This is a genomic window from Synechococcus sp. WH 8016 (assembly GCF_000230675.1).
In the GTDB taxonomy this organism is placed as follows: Bacteria; Cyanobacteriota; Cyanobacteriia; order PCC-6307; family Cyanobiaceae; genus Synechococcus_C.
In genome coordinates this window covers 94934-113523 of sequence record NZ_AGIK01000002.1, presented here as the reverse complement: position 1 = coordinate 113523, position 18590 = coordinate 94934, and the positions used below count along the sequence as shown (strand labels likewise).

At 60.1% G+C, this 18590-nt stretch carries 18 protein-coding genes and 1 pseudogene; 9 read left to right on the top strand and 10 right to left on the bottom strand.

Annotation, left to right across the window (positions count from 1 at the left end; translation table 11 throughout):
• The first annotated feature begins 40 nt into the window (after positions 1 to 40).
• Positions 41 to 571, top strand: coding sequence for a hypothetical protein (locus SYN8016DRAFT_RS07435; RefSeq protein WP_006853729.1), 531 nt, complete (start codon positions 41 to 43; stop codon positions 569 to 571).
• A gap of 10 nt (positions 572 to 581) precedes the next feature.
• Here SYN8016DRAFT_RS07435 and SYN8016DRAFT_RS07430 read toward each other — a convergent pair whose 3' ends face one another.
• Both SYN8016DRAFT_RS07430 and SYN8016DRAFT_RS07425 read right to left on the bottom strand, forming a co-directional pair.
• Positions 582 to 1010, bottom strand: coding sequence for a hypothetical protein (locus SYN8016DRAFT_RS07430; RefSeq protein WP_006853728.1), 429 nt, complete (start codon positions 1008 to 1010; stop codon positions 582 to 584).
• Positions 1010 to 1957, bottom strand: coding sequence for an FAD-binding domain-containing protein (locus SYN8016DRAFT_RS07425; protein WP_006853727.1), 948 nt, complete (start codon positions 1955 to 1957; stop codon positions 1010 to 1012). Before SYN8016DRAFT_RS07425 ends, SYN8016DRAFT_RS07430 begins: the two co-directional genes overlap by 1 nt.
• A gap of 109 nt (positions 1958 to 2066) precedes the next feature.
• On the opposite strand from SYN8016DRAFT_RS07425, the gene fabI reads away from it, so the two are divergent.
• The 6 genes from fabI to SYN8016DRAFT_RS07395 all read left to right on the top strand — a co-directional run bounded on the left by fabI (position 2067) and on the right by SYN8016DRAFT_RS07395 (position 8085).
• Complete coding sequence (gene fabI / locus SYN8016DRAFT_RS07420; RefSeq protein WP_006853726.1) at positions 2067 to 2849, top strand: enoyl-ACP reductase FabI; 783 nt, start codon at positions 2067 to 2069, stop codon at positions 2847 to 2849.
• Positions 2846 to 3745, top strand: a complete 900-nt coding sequence (locus SYN8016DRAFT_RS07415) for a bestrophin family ion channel (protein WP_038013999.1) — start codon at positions 2846 to 2848, stop codon at positions 3743 to 3745. The genes fabI and SYN8016DRAFT_RS07415 overlap by 4 nt, the downstream gene beginning before the upstream one ends.
• Before the next feature lie 54 nt (positions 3746 to 3799).
• Positions 3800 to 4405 (top strand): imidazoleglycerol-phosphate dehydratase HisB, encoded by a 606-nt coding sequence (gene hisB, locus SYN8016DRAFT_RS07410; RefSeq protein WP_038014090.1) that lies wholly within the window; start codon positions 3800 to 3802, stop codon positions 4403 to 4405.
• 73 nt (positions 4406 to 4478) lie between these two features.
• Positions 4479 to 5966 carry a carotenoid oxygenase family protein gene (locus tag SYN8016DRAFT_RS07405; RefSeq protein WP_006853723.1) on the top strand — a complete coding sequence of 496 codons (1488 nt, stop codon included), beginning with the start codon at positions 4479 to 4481 and terminating at the stop codon, positions 5964 to 5966.
• Between the two features lie 103 nt (positions 5967 to 6069).
• A complete protein-coding gene (locus SYN8016DRAFT_RS07400) occupies positions 6070 to 6846 on the top strand; it encodes an SIMPL domain-containing protein (RefSeq protein WP_253909823.1) in 777 nt (258 codons plus the stop codon).
• Positions 6847 to 6885: 39 nt separating this feature from the next.
• Positions 6886 to 8085, top strand: a complete 1200-nt coding sequence (locus SYN8016DRAFT_RS07395) for an MFS transporter (protein ID WP_006853721.1) — start codon at positions 6886 to 6888, stop codon at positions 8083 to 8085.
• On the opposite strand, the gene SYN8016DRAFT_RS07390 is transcribed toward SYN8016DRAFT_RS07395, so the two are convergent.
• The 6 genes and pseudogenes from SYN8016DRAFT_RS07390 to SYN8016DRAFT_RS07365 form a co-directional block, all read right to left on the bottom strand.
• Positions 8070 to 9626: a BCCT family transporter gene (locus SYN8016DRAFT_RS07390; protein WP_006853720.1), complete on the bottom strand. Its 1557-nt coding sequence runs from the start codon at positions 9624 to 9626 to the stop codon at positions 8070 to 8072. The genes SYN8016DRAFT_RS07395 and SYN8016DRAFT_RS07390 overlap by 16 nt on opposite strands.
• Positions 9627 to 9644: 18 nt before the next feature.
• Positions 9645 to 10832, bottom strand: coding sequence for an FAD-dependent oxidoreductase (locus SYN8016DRAFT_RS07385; RefSeq protein ID WP_006853719.1), 1188 nt, complete (start codon positions 10830 to 10832; stop codon positions 9645 to 9647).
• On the bottom strand, positions 10829 to 11893 hold the full coding sequence (locus SYN8016DRAFT_RS07380) for a Glu/Leu/Phe/Val dehydrogenase dimerization domain-containing protein (protein WP_006853718.1): 1065 nt from the start codon (positions 11891 to 11893) through the stop codon (positions 10829 to 10831). Before SYN8016DRAFT_RS07380 ends, SYN8016DRAFT_RS07385 begins: the two co-directional genes overlap by 4 nt.
• Positions 11893 to 12929 (bottom strand): annotated as a pseudogene (locus SYN8016DRAFT_RS07375) (SAM-dependent methyltransferase). The gene SYN8016DRAFT_RS07380 and the pseudogene SYN8016DRAFT_RS07375 overlap by 1 nt, the downstream one beginning before the upstream one ends.
• A gap of 42 nt (positions 12930 to 12971) precedes the next feature.
• The gene (gene rdgB, locus SYN8016DRAFT_RS07370) at positions 12972 to 13592 is read right to left on the bottom strand and encodes an RdgB/HAM1 family non-canonical purine NTP pyrophosphatase (protein WP_006853715.1); all 621 of its coding nucleotides are present in this window, start codon (positions 13590 to 13592) and stop codon (positions 12972 to 12974) included.
• Entirely contained in the window at positions 13589 to 15052 is a 1464-nt protein-coding gene (locus SYN8016DRAFT_RS07365) for a phosphoglucomutase/phosphomannomutase family protein (protein ID WP_006853714.1), read from the bottom strand. Before SYN8016DRAFT_RS07365 ends, rdgB begins: the two co-directional genes overlap by 4 nt.
• A gap of 52 nt (positions 15053 to 15104) precedes the next feature.
• Here SYN8016DRAFT_RS07365 and SYN8016DRAFT_RS07360 point away from each other — a divergent pair, with 52 nt between their 5' ends.
• Positions 15105 to 16592, top strand: a complete 1488-nt coding sequence (locus SYN8016DRAFT_RS07360; protein WP_006853713.1) for a TM0106 family RecB-like putative nuclease — start codon at positions 15105 to 15107, stop codon at positions 16590 to 16592.
• Here SYN8016DRAFT_RS07360 and SYN8016DRAFT_RS07355 read toward each other — a convergent pair.
• Positions 16589 to 17443, bottom strand: coding sequence for a folate-binding protein YgfZ (locus SYN8016DRAFT_RS07355; protein WP_006853712.1), 855 nt, complete (start codon positions 17441 to 17443; stop codon positions 16589 to 16591). The genes SYN8016DRAFT_RS07360 and SYN8016DRAFT_RS07355 overlap by 4 nt on opposite strands.
• Positions 17440 to 18009 carry an orotate phosphoribosyltransferase gene (gene pyrE, locus SYN8016DRAFT_RS07350; RefSeq protein WP_006853711.1) on the bottom strand — a complete coding sequence of 190 codons (570 nt, stop codon included), beginning with the start codon at positions 18007 to 18009 and terminating at the stop codon, positions 17440 to 17442. Before pyrE ends, SYN8016DRAFT_RS07355 begins: the two co-directional genes overlap by 4 nt.
• Before the next feature lie 90 nt (positions 18010 to 18099).
• Between pyrE and SYN8016DRAFT_RS07345 the strand changes: the two genes are divergently transcribed.
• Positions 18100 to 18588, top strand: a complete 489-nt coding sequence (locus SYN8016DRAFT_RS07345) for a hypothetical protein (protein ID WP_006853710.1) — start codon at positions 18100 to 18102, stop codon at positions 18586 to 18588.
• The last annotated feature ends 2 nt before the right edge of the window (positions 18589 to 18590 follow it).

Sequence of the window (18590 nt, the reverse complement as noted above, 5' to 3'; positions counted from 1 at the left end):
GTTGAGCGATGGTGGATGTTGCCATCCTGGGCCGGTCAGAATGGCCTGTCAAAAGAGGATCGAGTTGATGGTGCGGGTGCTGACAATGGTGGTCATGGCAGGACTGTTGAGCGCCTGCACGCAGAAGAAAGCAACCACCTGGAAAGTGTTTCCTCTCCAGCGCCAGACACCCCACGACGGACTCGCTGTTGTCAGTCAACCCGATGGCTATGGGGTTCATCTCTACCTGGAGACCGACACCAGCGATCCCGCCGTGTGTTCACCGCGTTGGCTTCCAGACCCGGCGCGATTATTCAATGGCAACGGAACGGCTCCGTTCAGTTCGGGATTGGCGCCTCGCTCAGAGTTCCTTGCAGCGGTGAATCGAAGAGATGTTCGCAACACCCTGAAGCAAGAGCTCGAGGCGCTGTGCAAGCTTCGAGCTCCTCAGGCGCGTTGGCAATGGCTGGAACCACCGCTGAAGGCATCAGAGCTGACGCCCGTGAGCCTGCCAGCCTTGGAATATCCAGACCTTCTCATCGATCCTGCTGAGGAAAAAGAGCGTGAGGACAAGCTTTTGAAGGAGAACTAATGGAGGAGAACTAAAACCCCTCCCAGACCACAGCTTCCGCCTCTCGCCAGTAGCGGCTGAAGCGCCCCAGCCGCGGGGGTTTGGCTAGCGAGACAAAGGGATCGGGATCGAGCATCCAGAGGGGCAGCTCGCGATCAATGGCCGCAGCGATGCGTTGCAGGCGGGGATCCACCACGGCGCTGGTGACCACAGCATCGGCTCCGTGGCGCTGGGCAAAGCGCAGCACTTCACTCGCAACATCACCGCGGCGCAGGGTGAGCGGCAGGCTTACGGCGGATTCGTACAAAAATCCGATGCGTTTGCGGCTGATGGCCTGCTCTTGAATCCAGGCGTCGTCGAACACGAATAGACCTGGTGCGTCTGGATAGTCCTGAAGGGCGGGGTTGGCTGGTCCCAGGGCTTCTTCATGCACCCAGAGGATTGGTTTGCGGGGGTCCATCAAAATCGCTGGGTGCTGGGGCGTGCGTTGGGGCGTTGACTCGGCTTTTGGCTCGAACGGCTGCTGGATCGCGAGGATCGTCGAGCGCTCCCCTCTCGGATGGCTGGCTGAACCTTGAAGAGCTGCTGCTCTAACCGCTCGTAACTGCCATCAAAGGGGCAGGAATCGTTGCTTGGACAGTCCTGGCAATACCGCCCATTGCTGTAGCGCTCCAGATTTTGACGATTAAAGAAATAGGGCTTGTGACTGAAGCAGCTGGCCACCCACTGCCAGCTGAGGTGGTTGCTGGCGGGGTCGCCATCCAGCAGGTGTTCGAGGAACCAGTCAGCCCCTGCACGCCAGTGCACCCGTCTCCAGTGCACGAGGTAGGCCGCCATCCACATCCGCGCGTGGTTGTGGAGCCATCCGTGGCTCACCAGTTCGTTCCTGAAACCGTCGATGCAGGCCAGTTGTGTGCGTCCTTCGCGGATGTCATCGGGAAGAGCTTGCTGATACTCAGCGGCGGCAAAGCCGGTTTTGTGCTCTTCCTGATCGTCATGAATGCGATCGCCGAGATCAAGCCACATCCGTTGCCAGAAATCACGCCATCCCAGCTCGTTAATCAGTTTTCCGCCGTCATCCCTCCCTTGGTTGTTCTTTTTCAGCTGTGAGAAGACAGCATCTCGGACCTCCGCAAGCGTGAGAATTCCGTGGCGGATGTAGGGCGATAGGCGTGTGACAGCACCATTGAGGTGGTTGCGACTGCGGCCGTAGCGCTTGGCATCGATCGCAGCGAGCTGCCGGTCAGCAGCGGCGCGACCGCCTTCGATCGGACTCAGCTCCCCAGAGGCGGTTGGAAATTCCTGCGATAACAGCGAATTCAGCGCCGTGCGCTCGTTGAGATCTCGGGGAAGATCTGTGGATTCGCTCGGCCAACTGAGCGGCGCAGCGTGCGGCAGCCTGGACACCGGTGCATGTCAAACAACACCACACCATGCTGTCGATGTGTCGTTGTGAGCGTGAGTGCCCCGGCATGGGAGAGAATCGCTCGAATCAACCACTCCGGGATGCGGCCTGATGCTTCTTGATCTCACTGGTAAGAAGATCCTTGTTACTGGCATCGCCAACAATCGCTCCATTGCCTGGGGCATTGCCCAGCAGCTAAAGGCGGCTGGAGCCGAGCTCGGGATCACCTACCTGCCTGATGAGAAGGGCCGGTTTGAAACCAAGGTGCGTGAGCTCACGGCTCCATTAGAGCCTTCCTTGTTTTTGCCTTTAAACGTCCAAGATGCCGCTCAAATGGAGACGGTGTTTGCTGAAATCAAAGACAAGTGGGGGCAGCTCGATGGCCTCGTGCACTGTTTGGCGTTTGCAGGAAAGGAAGAATTGGTGGGCGACTTCAGCGCCACCACGGCGGAGGGTTTTGCGCGTGCTTTAGAGATCAGCGCCTATTCCCTTGCGCCTCTGTGTCGTCACGCCAAGCCATTGTTTAGCGAGAAAGCGGGTGTGGTGACCTTGACCTACCTCGGCGCTGAGCGGGCGATTCCCAATTACAACGTGATGGGTGTGGCGAAGGCGGCTCTGGAAGCCTCCGTTCGCTATCTCTCCGCTGAGCTTGGCCCCGAGAAGCAGGTGCGCGTGAATGCGATCAGTGCTGGTCCGATCCGAACGCTGGCGAGCTCTGCGATCGGAGGCATCCTCGACATGATTCACAACGTGGAGGAAAAGGCGCCCCTGCGCCGAACCGTCACTCAGAACGAAGTAGGAAACACCGCTGCCTTCCTGCTCAGTGATCTCTCGAGCGGCATTTCTGGCCAAACCATTTACGTGGATGCGGGCTACTGCATTAACGGGATGTGATTCGACCGCGCGGATGTCTTGATTACCTGCAGCTCTCCTGGTGGCTGATGAGACGCCAGGGGAGGACCTTGGTGCTGGCAACGTTTTTGTGCGTGCTCAGCCTCCCCTTAAACGCAACGATTGCAAAAACGTTGCTTCCAGAAACGTTGGTGCAGGTTCTGGGCTTGCTTCTCAGCCTATTCCTTGGTTTTCGCTACAGCCAGGCCTACAACCGCTGGTGGGAAGCGCGTGTTCTCTGGGGAACTTTGGTGAATCAAAGTCGCAATTGGCGAGATTTGCTCACGCGCGTTCTGCCTAACGAGTTGCCGCTGTCTTTGCGGCGTCGTCTTCTGAAGCAGGTGGTGCTGTTGATGTGGTGCCTGAATGCTGAGTTGCGCGGCTCTGATCGTGAACAGCCAGTGCTGGCTCCCCAAGCCCAGGCGCTTGCTCTCAAGCTTGGATTCAACCATCCATCCGTTCAGGATCTGCTTCAGCAAATGGCAGAGGAGCAGTTCAAACTGCATCAGGCCGATTGCCTCGACAGTGTCGAAAGCCGTGAGTTTGGACGCTTGCAGCAGGAGATCACCAATGCCCTTGGTGGTTTGGAACGGATTCGTCACCAGCCCCTACCCGCCTCATCGACCTTGTTTATCCGGCTTTTGACATGGGTTTATGGCTATTTGGTGTTCCTCAAGCTGGATGCGATCGGCCCAACCACTTCAGCGTTGGTGGGGTGGCTGGTGTTTCTTATTTTTCTGATGGCTGAGCGAATCGGCACCTTCCTGGAGAATCCATTCGTTGATGCACGCTTCGCCTTGCCCATGGACCGGTTGTGTGCCCTGATCAGCCTGGATCTTCTTGGGGCCTCCGACCCACTGGCTCAACCTTCCCCGACGGAGGGCCCCTGGCTGCGCTGAAGGTCATTCGCGATGATTAAGGCAGTCACGGGGCGTCGAGCGGCGCCGGAACGCATGCGTACTGGGGAGATTCACCGCGTTACTGGGGAGACCGATGTCAACGTGCGGCTCGGACTTGACGGCGGCGGCCGCTGCCAGGCCAGCACGGGTGTGCCTTTTCTCGATCACATGCTTCATCAGATCAGTAGCCATGGCCTGATCGACTTGGAGATCATGGCCACTGGCGACACGCATATTGACGACCATCACACCAATGAGGATGTCGGGATTGCCGTTGGCCAGGCGCTCTCGAAGGCCCTTGGTGATCGGCGCGGGATTTACCGTTTTGGCCACTTTGTGGCACCGCTGGATGAGGCCTTGGTGCAGGTGGTTCTTGATTGCTCCGGACGCCCCCATCTCAGTTGGGGACTCACCATCCCAACGCAGAAGATCGGCACCTACGACACCGAATTGGTGAAGGAGTTTTTTGTGGCTGTCGTCAATAACTCAGGCCTCACCTTGCACATTCGTCAGTTGGATGGGGTGAACTCCCACCACATCGTTGAGGCCTGTTTCAAGGCCTTCGCAAGGGCGCTGCGGATGGCCACGGAGATTGACCCGCGCCGCTCTGGATCGGTGCCCAGCAGTAAGGGGGTGTTGGAGCAAGCAGGTGGCTCCTAGCCAACGGATCTTCTTTCAAGGCCACGCTTCATGGTCTGTTACGAGAGGATGGTGATTGCCTCTGGGTAACCCAGTGACCATTGCACCCTCCTCTGTTCGTTTCAATCGCTCGGAGTGGTCCAGTGCCTTCCGCAACGTGGACGAAGAACTCACGGATGTGCCCTTGAAGCCCGTGCGAGGCGCGCTGCCGGATGCGATGCGCGGTTCGCTCTATCGCAATGGGCCTGGCCGTTTGGAACGCGATGGTCAGCGCGTGCATCATCCCTTCGATGGCGACGGGATGATTACGGCTCTGCACTTTGATGCGGACGGCGTGCGCTGCAGCAATCGTTTCGTGCGGACCAGTGGCTGGAAAGCGGAGGAGGCTGCGGGGAAGGTGTTGTTCCGCGGTGTTTTTGGCAGCCAAAAACCTGGAGGTCCACTCGCGAACGCGTTTGATCTGCGGCTTAAAAATATTGCCAACACCAATGTGGTTCGGCTTGGAGATGATCTCCTTGCCCTATGGGAAGCCGCTGAGCCCCACGCCTTAGATCCCCAAACCCTGGAGACAAGAGGCATCTCTCTCCTCGGCGGGGTGCTCAGCAAAGGGGAGGCCTTTAGTGCACACCCCCGTTTTGACCCAGGTCATCACGGTGACCCGCGGATGGTGACCTTCGGCGTGAAAACCGGGCCTCGCAGCACCGTTCGCTTGATGGAATTTGCGACCGCAGACAATGCTGCGGCTGGGATTCGAGCCGGTGATTTGCTCAGTGATCGTCGCGATACGTTTGCCGGATTCGCCTTCCTGCATGATTTCGCCATCACCCCGAATTGGGCGGTGTTTCTGCAAAATTCGATCAATTTCAATCCACTCCCCTTTGTGCTCGGACAAAAAGGAGCGGCTCAATGTCTCACGTCCAACCCCAATGGCAAGGCAAAATTTTGGTTGATCCCCCGAGATAGCGGCGCTTTCGCGGGTCAGAAACCTCGCGTCATCAACGCCCCTGATGGCTTCGTGTTCCATCACCTCAATGCCTGGGAAGAGGACGGGGAGGTGATCGTGGAGAGCATCTACTACAGCGACTTCCCATCGATCGGTCCGGATCAGGACTTCGCTGATGTGAATTTCGATCTCATCCCCGAGGGCTTGCTCGAGCAATGCCGCATCAACCTTGATTCAGAGTCGATTCAAACCACCCGCCTGAGTGAGCGCTGTTGTGAGTTCGCCATGGTGAACCCCAAACAGCAGGGTCTTCCTTGCCGCTTTGCCTGGATGGCGGCCGCGGCGCGAGAGCAGGGGAATGATCCCTTGCAGGTGATTAAAAAACTCGATCTTCAAACCGGCGAACGACACATCTGGAGTGCAGCCCCCTCTGGCTTCGTGAGTGAACCTTTGATGGTGCCTCGACCCGGCGCCAGTGCAGAGGACGACGGCTGGGTGTTGGACCTCGTTTGGAATGGAGCGAGACAGGCCTCCGATCTGGTGATTCTCGCCGCTTCTGATCTCGCAGAAGTGGCCGTGTTGGAGCTCCCCCTAGCCATTCCTCACGGACTTCATGGCAGTTGGGTGCCAGAGGCCTGAACGCAATGGGAGGGAGGTCATGGTTAGACACATCTCAAGGGATGGCTAACCGCTCTTTTGCCGTCTTTTCCTTCAGGCTGGGACTGGATTGAGAACGTTCTCGATGACTGCCTCAATAATTGCCTCGATGACTGCCTTGGTGACCGCTGCCTTAACTCGTCGGATCGTTTGCTCTCGACAGAGACGGAGATCAGGATCGGCGATCTTGATTCCGGTTGTTGTTGGTGTTGGCCTTGGCGCAGCGACGCCTGCCTTGGCGTCAGCTCAGGTCTGCAAAGGCACCTTGTTGGAATTACAAGTGCAAGAAAGTGCAAGCACCGCCAGTGATCGCTTTCTCTTTTCGCTTGGATTGCAAGCGGAAGCTTCTTCCAAAGCGGCTGCGATGGCGCTTCTCAACCAGCGCCTTGATCGGGCGCGCCAAGACCTGAAGCCCCTCGTTCTTGGTGCCCTGAACATTCCCGCTCCACGCAGCTACTCCTTTGGTGGCGGCAGTGCCTCCAGTCCCAAGTTGGAGCGCGCCTCGACGAATGTTCGTGGTGAGGTGAGTCGTGGGAATTACGACGCGCTGATTCAATTGGCTGGTCGCTTGCCTGGCGTTCGCCTCCAAGGGATGACATCCCTGGCCTCCAGCCGTGGGGGTGTGGCCTTGGAGGATCAATTGCTGAAACAGGCCCTGAAGGAGGGGCGTCGCCGCGCGAACATCACGGCGAGCGCCTTGGGGTTAGGCCGCGTGGACCTGCTGCGAATCAACCAACGCGCTGGAGGTGTGCGGCCCGTTGCCTATGCAGAGGCAAGGATGTCCAAGCCAGCGTTTCGTCCTGACGAGGCCCCAAAACCTATGCGGTCGCTCACGCTTGGCTTGGATTATTGCCTGCGCTGATGCCGGTGGACACACTCAAGGGCTGGTGCTTTTGCCCGGATGCCCCATCGCCGCCTCTGGTTGGTCAGCTTGCTGTTTGTGGCCTGGCTGGTCTGGGCAGAGACCAGTTTTCAGTTTTACGACCATGCCCTTGGCCGTGATCTTCAGCTCTCGGCAAGTCGGGTCTCGCTGATTGCAGGCAGTTTCCTGGTCCCCTACGGCTTGCTGCAGATCCCCGTCGGGCGTCTGCTCGACCAGGGCCGAGTGGATCGCTGGATCTGGATTGCCGCCCTGATGGCCTCCGGGTTCAGCTTGACGTTTGCATTCAGTACGGATCTTGTGGGGCTGATGCTCAGCCGGATGGGAACCGGGGTGGCCTGTGCTGTTGCCTTTCCTGCCTCGGCTTTGCTCGCTCGTCGCGCCTTGCCGGCGCACAGATTTGCTTTGGCGATGGGCCTCACCGATAGTTTGCTCGGCTGGGGTGCCGTCTTTGCTGCCCTGATCCCGCTGGTCTTCCCCTGGACGGTTTGGCGTCAGTTGGTGGTTTTCCAGGCGCTGTTTCTGGCCGTCATGGTGGTGGTGCCGGTGATCGCCCTTGGCCGAGGGTTGCCATCCCCTGAGTTGCCCCAAACCCTGGGGAGCTTGGCCTCCCCTGCCCCCCCGATCCAGTGGGATCGAGCTGGTGTTGGCAAGGTCATCAAGGCTTGCTTGATGTATGCCTGGGGCGGTGGGTTTGTGTTTGGTTTGGCCCAGTACGGGCTGATTTCAGGATTGCGTGTGTGGGGCGTTGAGCGCACGCAGTGGATGTCCCTGACGATGTCGTTTGGGATTGGTGTTGGGATGGTGTTGGCTGGTTGGATCGGGAGCGTCGCAAGCCGCCGGGGGCTGGTGCTGCTCACAGGCACTGGCATGAGTGTGTTGGCTTTGATCGCCTTGCTTCAGCTCCCGAATGCCATGGGAGGCCTGTTGTTGCTGGCAGCCCTCGGACTGGGTCTTGGGCTTGGATCCTCGGTCCTGGCGTTCCCGATTGCTGAAGACGCAGCACCTGCGGGTCAAACCGGCCTCATCGTGGCCATCGTGAACACCACTGGCACCGTCACCGGCGGGGTGATGTCGGTCGTGTCTGGGTTGATCCTCGAGGCCTCAGGACCGGGCGATCTCAACCCGGTCCTTGTTGTTTATGGCCTCTTTGGTCTGTTTGGTGTCGCCGTCGCGGCTTGGATTCAGTGCAGTGGCGCGCCCGCTCAATCAGCAGCTTGACCACTGCGTTGCCATTCCTTAAACGCCAACCTTGGAGCGCTCCACAGCGTGAATAACACCAGCGGTGTGACGGGCACTGCCGTGATCACGATGAAGGCCTGGAGGGCGTCAATCGAGGTGCTGTCGCCTAATCCCGTCCCGATTCTCAGCAACACCAAGGTGAGGCTGCCGATCATCAACGCCCAGAACAGCCGCAGCCGCTGCGATGGTTCATTGCGTCCGCTCACCACCATGGCGGCGGCATAACTCATGGAATCGGCACTCGTGCACATGAACAGCACCACCAACAGGAGGCCAACGGGGATGAGCAAGCCTGAGATGGGCAGGGCACTCAGGATCGCGAGCAAGGCGGCAGCAGCCCCGTTTTGTGCCAGGGCATCACTAATGCCTGCCCCGGCGAGTTCCAGGTGCATTCCCGTTCCGCCAAGCAAGGTGAACCAGAGATTCGTCACGATCGGGCAGAGGATGGCTACGGCGAGAACCAGTTCACGGATGCTGCGGCCGCGGCTGACTCCGGCCGTGAAGAGACCCATGAGCGGCGCATAGCCCAAAAACCAGCCCCAATAAAACACCGTCCAGCCGTTCAACCACGGTTTCGTGACTTCAGATCGAGGCATCAAAGCCATCTGAGGCAGATGCACCAAGTAGGTCCAAAAACCGCTCAAAAAATGCTGGAGTAGCCAGATGCCAGGTCCGAGGATTAGCAACCCCGCCCCGAGCAAAAGGGTGAGCCAGACGTTAAGTTCCGAAAGCCACTTAATCCCCTTTTGGATGCCGCTCACGGTGGATGTGGCAAACACGGCTGTGAGCAGGACCACCACTAGGGACTGAAGCCCGGCACTGTCGCTGAGCCACGGGAGTTGTCCCGCTGCATTGCTGAGTTGAAGCGACAGGAAACCGAGAGGGCCAACGGTGCCGGCGATAGCAGCGACAACCGAAAGGCCGTCCGCAAGATGGCCGATGGGGCCATTTACCCAACCCTTGGGAAGGATGTTGACGAGGAGAGTGCGAGGCCGCAGCGGTTCTCCCCGCTGTTCCAGCATTGAAAACGTGATGGTGGTGGTGGTGGCGACGAGCGCCCAGGCGAGGAAGCCCCAGTGCAGGAAGCTCACCGCCAAAGCAGGATCGACAGCGGCCGCGGTGCTCCCCACCACGCCTGCAAAGACAGGAGAGGGTGTTTGAAAGTGGTACAGCGGCTCCGCTGCAGACCAGAACACACCCCCGCCCGCCAGCAGGGTGCAAATCAAGACCGCGCACCAATCAAAAAATTTCAGACTTGGCTGCGCTGTTGCTCCCCCTAGCCGCAGTTTTCCTACCGGGCTGATTGCAATGGCCAGGGCGATCAGGAACAGCAGCATCACCATCCATTGCCAGAGACCTCCAAGGGAGTTGCTGACGATGGTTTTGCCGGTTTCCGTGAAGTGCTTCGCTAACGCCAGATCGATGGCGGAGACCAGCAGGAAAATCAGCAGCGGAATGGCTCCAACCCAAAGGGGTGGCTGGGTTAAGGACGAGCGAACTGGGGTGGGGGATTCAGACAAGGGTCGTAGGAGAGGGGGTCAGGCGCGGACAGCGTCGCGTTGATGGCTCCAGCAGGAGATGTCTGCAGCGGGTTGATCGCCGCTGGCAAGACGGGCCAGCGAATCTCCGATGAGCGGCGCAAATTTGAACGATTGCCCGGAACCGCCGGCAAACAAGCTGAGTTTGGGGGTGAGCCGATCCAAGATGAAATTCACATCGCTCGTCATCGAATAGGGGCTCATCACCGTTTCCACCCGCTCTTGCACGCCGTCCAGCTCGTTGAACAGGAAGGTGTCCAGGAGCTCCAGGAGGCGGGCCGGCGCCTCGGTGCACATGGCGTTGGGTTCAGCGACGCGGAGCTCCTTGGGAGACCAGTCGATCCCGGCTTTGATGCGAGGACGCCCGTCAGCAGTTGTGCTGAGAGAGGGGAAGCCGTAATAGAGGCCGCCGTCATCGCCGTGCTCTTTCTGGAAGCAAAACCACTGGGGATAGCGGCTGGCGAGCGCTGGATCCACGGTGTAGTGGGCCCAGAGCATCGGCCAGATTTCCAGCTTTGGTGCCAGTCCTAATGGGGCCAGCAGGAGTTGACTCCAAATGCCGCAGGCGACAACAACATGGCCTGCGCTGATGTGATGACCAGCTTCGAGGGTGACGCCGCCCCCATCGGCATCAATGCTGCTCACCGGACAGTGCTCTTCGATCTGATGGCCTGCTTGACGGGCGGTCCGAACCCAGTGAGCAATCACCTTGTCGCTGCGGACGGCACCAGCGGTGGGTTCGAACAGTCCGGTGAAATCGGCCTTGGGTTTCAGCGGGAAGCGCTCGGCGATTTGAGCGGCACTGAGGGCTTCGTAGGGGATCCCCTGATCATCCATCACTTTGCGGGCGCCGGGGATCGATCCTTCGATCGTCTCCTCATCCCAGCTTTCTCCGTAAAAGAGAAGCCCATGGGTGTCTCGCAACACTTCCCCGGCATGGGTCTCCTCTTCACGCCAAAGGCGATTGGCTTCCTGCGCAAGGCGGCAGAGCACCGGGTCGGAATACATCTCCCGGAACATTCGGGTTTCTCCGAAGCTGCTGGCTCGCGCATGGGCCAGGGTTTTGCCTTCAAGAAGAATCACGTCGCGGATTCCTCGGCGCGCGAGCGATGCGGCACAGCTGAGGCCAGCCATGCCGCCACCGATGATCACGACGGCGGCGCTAGCTGGGAGCGAGGTGGATGTCATGCGGCTGTTCCGAAGCTGAGTCCAATGGGATCTTTGCCGGTGTGGGCGGCAACTTCAACCAGAGCGTCACTGACGGTGAGGCCATCGCCACGTTGTTTTAAAAAATCCGTGGCGCGCTGACGCACTTCGTTGCGTACGAAGTCGTACACCTCCTGAGCTGAAGCCTGGTCCCAGGCCTCAGGGGAGAAGCGCTCGATGGAGTCGGCGATGACGGCGCCAGCATTCACGAGTGGATCTGGCAGGACGCGAATGCTGCGTCGACGCAGATCATCGGCAATCTCAGGCTGCTGGAAAGGAGCATTGGCCGCTGGAACAATCGCGTTGACCTGCATCGCGTTGGCCATCTCCGTGTCGATCAAACCGGAGATGGAGCAAGGCAACAGCAGGTCGAGTGGTTTCTCCCACCAGGAGCTGCTCGGTGGCAGAGGTGTTGCCCCCTGAAGCCCCGCCCGCTCGGGGCTCATGTCAACGGTGAAAACGTCCCAGCCATGCTGAATCAGCGTTTTCGCCACCGTTCCACCCACGGCCCCACAACCGTGTACAAGCGCTTTGCCTGGCTGCGCTTCCGTTAACGATTGCGCAAGCACGGCTTCAATGGCGCCAACGGTGCCGAAGGCGGTGGCGGCGCTGGCATCCACAGGACTTCCGACGGCAGCCAAGACATGGGGTGTGAGCGACATCAATCGCTCCATGTCTTCCAGGCTGGTGTTGAGATCACAGCCCGTGATCATGGCGCCGTTTAAGGATTGGAGCAGCTCAGCGGTGACGCTGATCAACTCATCTTTCACAGTGGCGGGTTCCGCAGCCCTGGCCACGATTTTTCCGCCCGCAAAGCCCGTTCCGTAGAGGTCGTGCTTGTGGGTCATCAGACTGGCTAAGCGATGCCCATCGGCGATGCAGGCCTCATCACTGGAGTAATTGAGCAGCCGCAGGCCACCGTTAGCGGGTTTGCCGGTATCGCTGCTTTCGGCTACGACAAACACCGAAAGATGATCGGAGACGTGTTGAGCCAGCACCGACACCTCAGGGGGGCCGGCGGATTGCAGAGAAGCCATGGTCATCAGGCCACACGCTCCATGATCTGGTGGTGCTCCACGTAATCGAGGCTCCACTCCTCTGGAGAGGCTGCGATGCGCTGCTTCAGGCGCTCATAGACAAGATCGGCTGTCTCATCACCAGCGACGGAGGCAAAACTGTGGCGGCTCCAGCTGCGGATGGTGGCCATCAGTCCCTCGGCGAACGCCGCGGTGTCTGCGTCTTCGTTCCAGCGATTGCGATAGGGGCAGGGCACGTAAACGGTGCGCTCGTCCACCAGCCTGAGGCCATTGAGATAGGCCGCTGAAGTCTTGTCCTTCAGGGGGGCCATGAATTCGTCCGGAGACTTGTAGAAATTCAGGATCGTGCCCTTGCGGTAGATCTCTTCGCTGATCACTCCCTCATCAGCAAGGCTGCGCCAGATTTGATGGAGCTGGTCGTGGACATTGCGGGTCACCCCACCGTTGTGACCGAGGTATCGGCCCTCCTCATCACGGGACAAATTCACGGTGAGCAGGCGGCCGCCCACGGCGAGTTCAACGCTGCGGAGCTCGAGGATGCTCGCCCAATCCTTCATGGCCTGAGCCGTGAACCGCGCAAGGCCTCTTTGTCGTCTGATGCGAGCACATGGGTGTGCGTGTTGAGGGGGCCTGGGGATTCACTCAACCAATGCATGGCCGTTGCTGAGAAGCCGAAGCTCACGGTCTCAGGGGCCACGAGGGGTTCGTAAAAGCTACGTGCACTCACCAGGACGGTGGGATTGGGCGCGCGGCCCAGCTGCTTGGCAATATTTTCGGCCAAGGCAACGTTGTCGTTGCTGGGAAGATCGTTGCCGATCAAGGTGAGGTGGGCCTTGGGCTGACGTTGATGCAGCCGATCCAAAACCTGGGACCACAGCCCGACAGCAGTGCCTCCGTCGGCAGCGCCGTAATCCATCAGCACGTGGCTGCAATCGTTCGTTAATTGTTCAACACAAGTCAGGGCCCAGTCCGAGGCTGCATCAATGCAGAGGCGTGCGCCTTCGGTTTGAGCGCTGTAACCCGTGGTCATGGCGATGGCCATAGACCTCGTCAGCAGCAAGGGGCACCGTACAGGGTTGTTCCGTTAGGGATTCGACGGGTTGTCGGCGTCTTGGCTGGGGTTGTGGGCGAGAAGCTTCTCCAGTTCTGGCGTTAGCAGGGCAAAGGCGCGCCCTCGATGTCCGTGTTTTTTTTTGTAATCCAGACTCATTTCCGCAAAGGTGAGTCCAGTGTTTTTGACCTCAAACACGGGGTCGTAGCCGAACCCTTGCGTTCCCCGGGCGCTGAAGGTGATCGAGCCTTCGCAGTGCCCCTCCACGGCTGCAAGCACGCTGCCGTCCGGTGCTGCGATGCAAAGCGCCGCACTGAAGCGCGCCTGGCGGTCGTTGCGATCTCCCAGCTCTTGGAGGAGACGTTGAATCCGTTCAGGGTCGGAGTCTGCGTAGCGGGCCGAATAGACCCCAGGGGCACCCCCCAGTGCATCGACGCTCAGGCCCGAATCATCGGCGAGTGCCCAATGGCCAGTGGCTGCTGCAACGGTCCTGGCCTTGAGCAGGGCGTTGTCGCGGAAGGTGCTTCCGGTTTCCTCCACCTCGATCCCCTCGGGTTGGGGTTCCACTTGCAATGGCCAGGGTTGCAGCAGGTTCGAAAATTCTCGGATTTTGCCGGCATTGCCGCTGGCAATCACCAGGACGCGGTTGCTCATATGGCGGCAGCAAAGGTGCGGGCCCAGCTCAGAACCTCCTCCACCCGCGACGGGCTTGGGGCTTCGCAATAAAGGCGAAGCAAGGGTTCTGTCCCAGAGAAGCGGAGCATCAGCCAATGGCTCGGCCCCAGTCTGAGTTTGACGCCGTCTGTGGTGACCACCTCGAGCACAGGGGATCCAGCAACCTCCTGGGGAGGCGTGTCTGCCAGCAGGGCTTCCAGCCGCCGGCGGGAAGCCATATCGGCGAGGCGGAGATCGAGTCGGTCGTAATGGGCCTCGCCTCCACACCGCTCCTGGATGGCTTTCATGCGCTCTCCAAGGGGCGTCTTGCCTTCCACCAAGGCTTCGAGCACGAGCATCGCGGCAAACAGGGCATCCCGTTCTGGTAGGTGCATGCCAAACCCCACGCCACCGGACTCCTCGCCGCCGATCAGCACCTCTCCGGCCAACATTTCAGCAGCGATGTACTTGAAGCCCACAGGCAGTTCAAGAACTTCCCGCCCCAGATCTTCCGCCACCAGGCGCATGAGGTCGGAGCCGCTCACCGTTTTCACCACCGATCCAGGAAGATTTTTGGCGCGAGCCAAGTGATCGATCAGCAGGGGCATCAACTGTTGGGTGCTGCAGAACCGTCCGTTTTCATCCACGGCGGCGATGCGGTCTCCATCGCCATCAAACACCAGCCCAACGGCATCACGGCCGGCTGCTTTTGAGTCCTTCAGCGCTGCGATCAGCTCCCCTAGGTAAGGGGCCAGGGGTTCCGGTGCACAGCCGCCAAAGAGGGGATCACGGTTGGTTCGGATCTCGGTGATCAGATCCTTGGCGTCGTCTCCCAGGAGGTCTGCAACGCAACCGGCCGCCGACCCATGCATGGGATCGACGAACACGTGCAGCCCCATGGCGCGCAGGCCAGTGGTCAGAGCCTTGAGGTCCAGTTTTGTTCGCAATCCTGCGAGATGTTCCCCGCGGCCATCAAAGCGTTCGCAACGGCCAGTCACCGGTGCTGTGATTCCTCCAGCGGCGAGCCGTCGCTCCACCGCTGCCGTGAACGTGCCCTCGACCGATCCACCAAAAGGGCCTTTGATTTTGAGGCCAAGCCATTCCGGAGGGTTATGGCTGGCCGTGATGACTAGGGCTCCAAGCGATTGGCGCTCCACCACAGCCCAGCTGCAGGCCGGTGTGGGAACAGCTGTATCGGTTAGAAGCGGCTCCAGGTCGCAGCCACGGACCGCTGCCGCGACGACTTCGGCCAGTTCAGGGGCGAGGAAGCGGCGGTCGTAGCCGATCACCACCGTGCGGCTGTTCAAGCCTTCAGGTGCCTGGTGGGCGAGCTCCTGGGCTGCCGCGACGGCAACAGGAAGCAATCGCTCCACGGTGATGTCCACCCCCAAAATGCCTCGCCAACCATCGGTACCAAAACGGATCGGGGAGGCATCCAGTGGGAGCGGGGAAGACACCATGGGTTGCAAGCGATGCACAGGATCTAGCAGCTGGCCGCCTTACCGTCGGTTGATGGGTGCCACCCCTCTCGCTGACAAGCCGCTCACGGACAGGTTGCTGCGGAGCTGGGTGCGCTGCCGGCGGCGGGCATGGCTCGACCGCCATGCCAATCCAGATGATCGGCTTTACACCGCCCATCGCACCCTGCAGCTGGATGACCAACAGCGCAGTTTTGTGGCCTTGCTGCCAGGCAAGCCAGGGCATGGCCAGGCGGCTTGCGAGCGCGGAGAGCCCGGCGTGGTGGGGGTTCGGTTGAGCGGGGTCTTTCCTGATGTTTCAGCCCAGAAGGTTGCGGCTCTAGAGGCCCATCCGCCTCTGCTTGAACGGGTGAAAGGGTCCAGTCGCTGGGGGGAATTTGCCTATCGGCCCGTGATCGCTCGGCAGGGCCGCCGCTTAACCCGAGAACATCGTCTGCAGCTTGCCTTGGCTGGACGCTTGTTGGCTGAATTCCAGGGTGGGCCAGTGCCGGATGGCCTTGCGGTGGCAGGCTCGGGGCGCCGCTTAGAGCGGGAGCGTTTACCGCTTGGCAACAGCTTGAATCGTCAGCTCGATGAGGCTCTGCTGAGGTTGTCGGCCGACTTGACCAGAACCGATCCGCCTGCTTTGGCAGCTGATCGCCGCAAGTGCACGCTTTGTAGTTGGCGGGGGCTCTGCAACGACGTGGCGTCTCAAGAAGGGCATCTCAGTGAGGTCAGTGGAATTGGGGCCAAAAGGCGCGAGATGTTGCAAGACATTGGGGTGAATAGCCTCCAGGCCCTGGCCGCAGCCAACACCACGGATCTCGCTGGGCAGCTCAAGCGCTTCGGCGAGCAGCATGCAGCGATGGCGGCCCCTTTGGTGGCCCAAGCCCGTGCCCAGCGAGATGGGGTGGTTGAGCGTCTTGATGCATTCCCAGCAATCCCTGAATTGCTGAATGCTCCAGGGGTGTTGCTCTACGACATCGAATCAGATCCAGATGCCCGCGATGACTTTTTGCACGGATTTGTGCGCTTGCCCAAAAACGGAGGTCAAAGCTGGGATCTCACCCGTGCCACCTACCACCCGCTGCTGGTGCTTCAAGAGCATGGTGAGAAGCGCTGCTGGCAAAGGATCCAACGCTTCCTTGCCACCTATCCCGATTGGTTGATCCTTCATTACGGCGAAACCGAGTCGCTGGCTCTGTTGCGCATGGCCAAACGCCAGGGCGCTTCAGACCAAGAACAGCAAGCTCTGCGAGAGCGCCTGATTGATGTGCATGCCCGCTTGCGTGCCCATTGGCGGCTTCCCCTCAGCAGCTATGGCCTCAAGGCCGTTGCCGGTTGGAGAGGCTTTAAGTGGGGCCAGTCAGGGGCCGATGGCGCCAGGGCCCTGTTGTGGTGGCGTCAGTGGCGCGGTGAGGGAGTGAAGGCGCGGGGCTCCAGCCATGCCTTGCGTTGGATCCTCACCTACAACCGCGACGATGGATTGGCCACATGGGCTGTGGCCCAATGGTTGTTGAGCGGTGATCAAGGTCTGGTTTAAGGGCGTGTGGGTGGCTCAGAAAACGCCTGTGGTTTGGACAGCTGAATCGAGCCTTGATCGTTGTCGAGGCTGAGCTGGGGGTCTGCCAGGGCTTGTCGGCGCACGAGGGCGAGGCCGATCCATTCCGCTGGCGTTCCCTCCGCAGGCGCAATCTCCATGGCGGAGGTAATGACACCAGCACGTTCTCCCTGGCGTCGCAGCACGGTGCCCCGTTGAGGGACAGCCCCCTGAAGGTCGCTGGAGGGGGCGCGCCAACGCCGGAGTTGTTGCTTGACCTCCCCTTTTGAAGCCAGCTTTGCCACCGTTTCCTGCCCCAAATAACAGCCTTTGTTGAGATGCACCCAGGGGGAGAGGCCGAGCTCAAAGGGATTGGTGGTTCCATCCAATTCACCAGGGCTGAGAGGCCATCCCTGGTCCAGACGCCAACGCTCGAGTTGGTGGGCGTTAGCGGCCTCACTGGCGGGAAAGCGATCGCTGGCGTCCGGTGCATCCTCTGCCCAAGAGACGTTGACCGGATCCATCGGTTGGCCCTGAACCAGCAGCTCTTGTCTTCGTTGTTGTCGGGTGCCTTTGAGGCGGACGCGGTCGGCTGGAAAAATCACACGGTCGAACCCTTGGTTAACGGCTTCCACCGCCCCAGCCAGCACGAGCACATCAGCGCCTGTGGCATCCACTCGGATTTCAAGCAGAGCCTGTACCCGTCCGGTGGCATCCAGCCAGCAGGCCGGCAGGGGGGCGCCCTCCTCCGCCTGCTGGACGTCGGCACTGGTCTGACCTTGAAGAAACGTGCGACTGCCACTCCCCTCGAGACGCAAGACCGGGAAGCGTTGATCCCAAAGGAGCTTGTTCATGCTTGGAGTTCACGGGACTGGGCGGCCACCTCTTCCAGGCGATAAAGGCTGAGTAACTCAAGTCCAGCGGCTTGCATGGCAGCAGCCCCTCCCTCTTCACGGTCCACAATCGTCACCACCCGATTCACGCTGTAGCCCGCTGCTCGGAGTTGTTCGACAGCCTTGATCGACGACCCACCGGTGGTGACCACATCCTCAAGAACGGTGACGAGCGCGCCTTGCGCAGGCAGGGGACCCTCCAGCCAAGCCCCTGTGCCGTGGCCCTTGGCCTCTTTTCGCACGATCAGAGCGTCCAGCGAGCGTCCAGCCTGGGCGGCAACAAGGGCAACGCCACTAACCAGCGGATCGGCTCCCAGGGTGAGACCTCCAACGGCGGCCGCGTCGGCTTCCACGAGAGCCAACATCGCTGGGCAGAGCAGGGCTAGGCCTGAACCGCTCAAGCTGACCGGCTTGCAATTCACGTAGTGATGACTGCTGCGACCGGACGCGAGCGTGAAGCTGCCGTGGCGGTAAGCCTCTTTCGCTAATCGCTCCAGGAGAGGGTCGTGTTGAAAACGTTGAGACATCAGGGCTGGTGCGCAGCGAATCCTCTGCCTAGTTTGCGCGCAGTGGTAACGGTTTTTGTGCGCAGGCTCCCGTTTGGTGTTCTGGTGGTCATGGGACCACTCGCTCTGTGGCAGGCCAGCCCTGGTCAGGCCAATCCTGTGGTTTGCGAGACAAGCCTTGAAGCTCCTGCGTCTTCAAGCCGTGCTGGCGAGGTCATCGCTCCCGTGGAGGTGAGCCGTTGCGGCCCTGTCAAAACCACGGATGAGCTTGTGACTGAGCGGTTTTATACCTGGACGGCACCCTTCGCTCGTGGCGTGGATGTGATGCACCAGATCACCGACCTGCTTGGCATTGCAGTGGCGGGGCCTGAGGGCAACAGGGTGATGGGATTTGGCTTCCCCGATCAGACGATTGTTTGGGATGGATCGGCCATTCAATTCACGTATCAGGTGTTGCTAGAAGAGCAAAGTCCGGCCATTCCCTGGCGCACTGTGGATATTTCCAACGGATTCACGAGCAGCTTGGCGGAGGAAGGTCAGGTCAGAATGCCCATTGAGCGGGAGGATCCACCCTCAGCACCCATTCGTGCCTTGTGGTGAAC

What these genes read in the sequence shown, in the direction of transcription:
- SYN8016DRAFT_RS07435 (WP_006853729.1), top strand. Translation starts at nt 41, where the DNA reads ATGGCCTGTCAAAAGAGGATCGAGTTGATGGTGCGGGTGCTGACAATG.
- SYN8016DRAFT_RS07430 (WP_006853728.1), bottom strand. Translation starts at nt 1,010, where the DNA reads ATGGACCCCCGCAAACCAATCCTCTGGGTGCATGAAGAAGCCCTGGGA.
- fabI (WP_006853726.1), top strand. Translation starts at nt 2,067, where the DNA reads ATGCTTCTTGATCTCACTGGTAAGAAGATCCTTGTTACTGGCATCGCC.
- hisB (WP_038014090.1), top strand. Translation starts at nt 3,800, where the DNA reads ATGCGTACTGGGGAGATTCACCGCGTTACTGGGGAGACCGATGTCAAC.
- SYN8016DRAFT_RS07400 (WP_253909823.1), top strand. Translation starts at nt 6,070, where the DNA reads ATGACTGCCTCAATAATTGCCTCGATGACTGCCTTGGTGACCGCTGCC.
- SYN8016DRAFT_RS07395 (WP_006853721.1), top strand. Translation starts at nt 6,886, where the DNA reads ATGCCCCATCGCCGCCTCTGGTTGGTCAGCTTGCTGTTTGTGGCCTGG.
- SYN8016DRAFT_RS07385 (WP_006853719.1), bottom strand. Translation starts at nt 10,832, where the DNA reads ATGACATCCACCTCGCTCCCAGCTAGCGCCGCCGTCGTGATCATCGGT.
- SYN8016DRAFT_RS07380 (WP_006853718.1), bottom strand. Translation starts at nt 11,893, where the DNA reads ATGACCATGGCTTCTCTGCAATCCGCCGGCCCCCCTGAGGTGTCGGTG.
- rdgB (WP_006853715.1), bottom strand. Translation starts at nt 13,592, where the DNA reads ATGAGCAACCGCGTCCTGGTGATTGCCAGCGGCAATGCCGGCAAAATC.
- SYN8016DRAFT_RS07365 (WP_006853714.1), bottom strand. Translation starts at nt 15,052, where the DNA reads ATGGTGTCTTCCCCGCTCCCACTGGATGCCTCCCCGATCCGTTTTGGT.
- SYN8016DRAFT_RS07360 (WP_006853713.1), top strand. Translation starts at nt 15,105, where the DNA reads ATGGGTGCCACCCCTCTCGCTGACAAGCCGCTCACGGACAGGTTGCTG.
- SYN8016DRAFT_RS07355 (WP_006853712.1), bottom strand. Translation starts at nt 17,443, where the DNA reads ATGAACAAGCTCCTTTGGGATCAACGCTTCCCGGTCTTGCGTCTCGAG.
- pyrE (WP_006853711.1), bottom strand. Translation starts at nt 18,009, where the DNA reads ATGTCTCAACGTTTTCAACACGACCCTCTCCTGGAGCGATTAGCGAAA.
- SYN8016DRAFT_RS07345 (WP_006853710.1), top strand. Translation starts at nt 18,100, where the DNA reads ATGGGACCACTCGCTCTGTGGCAGGCCAGCCCTGGTCAGGCCAATCCT.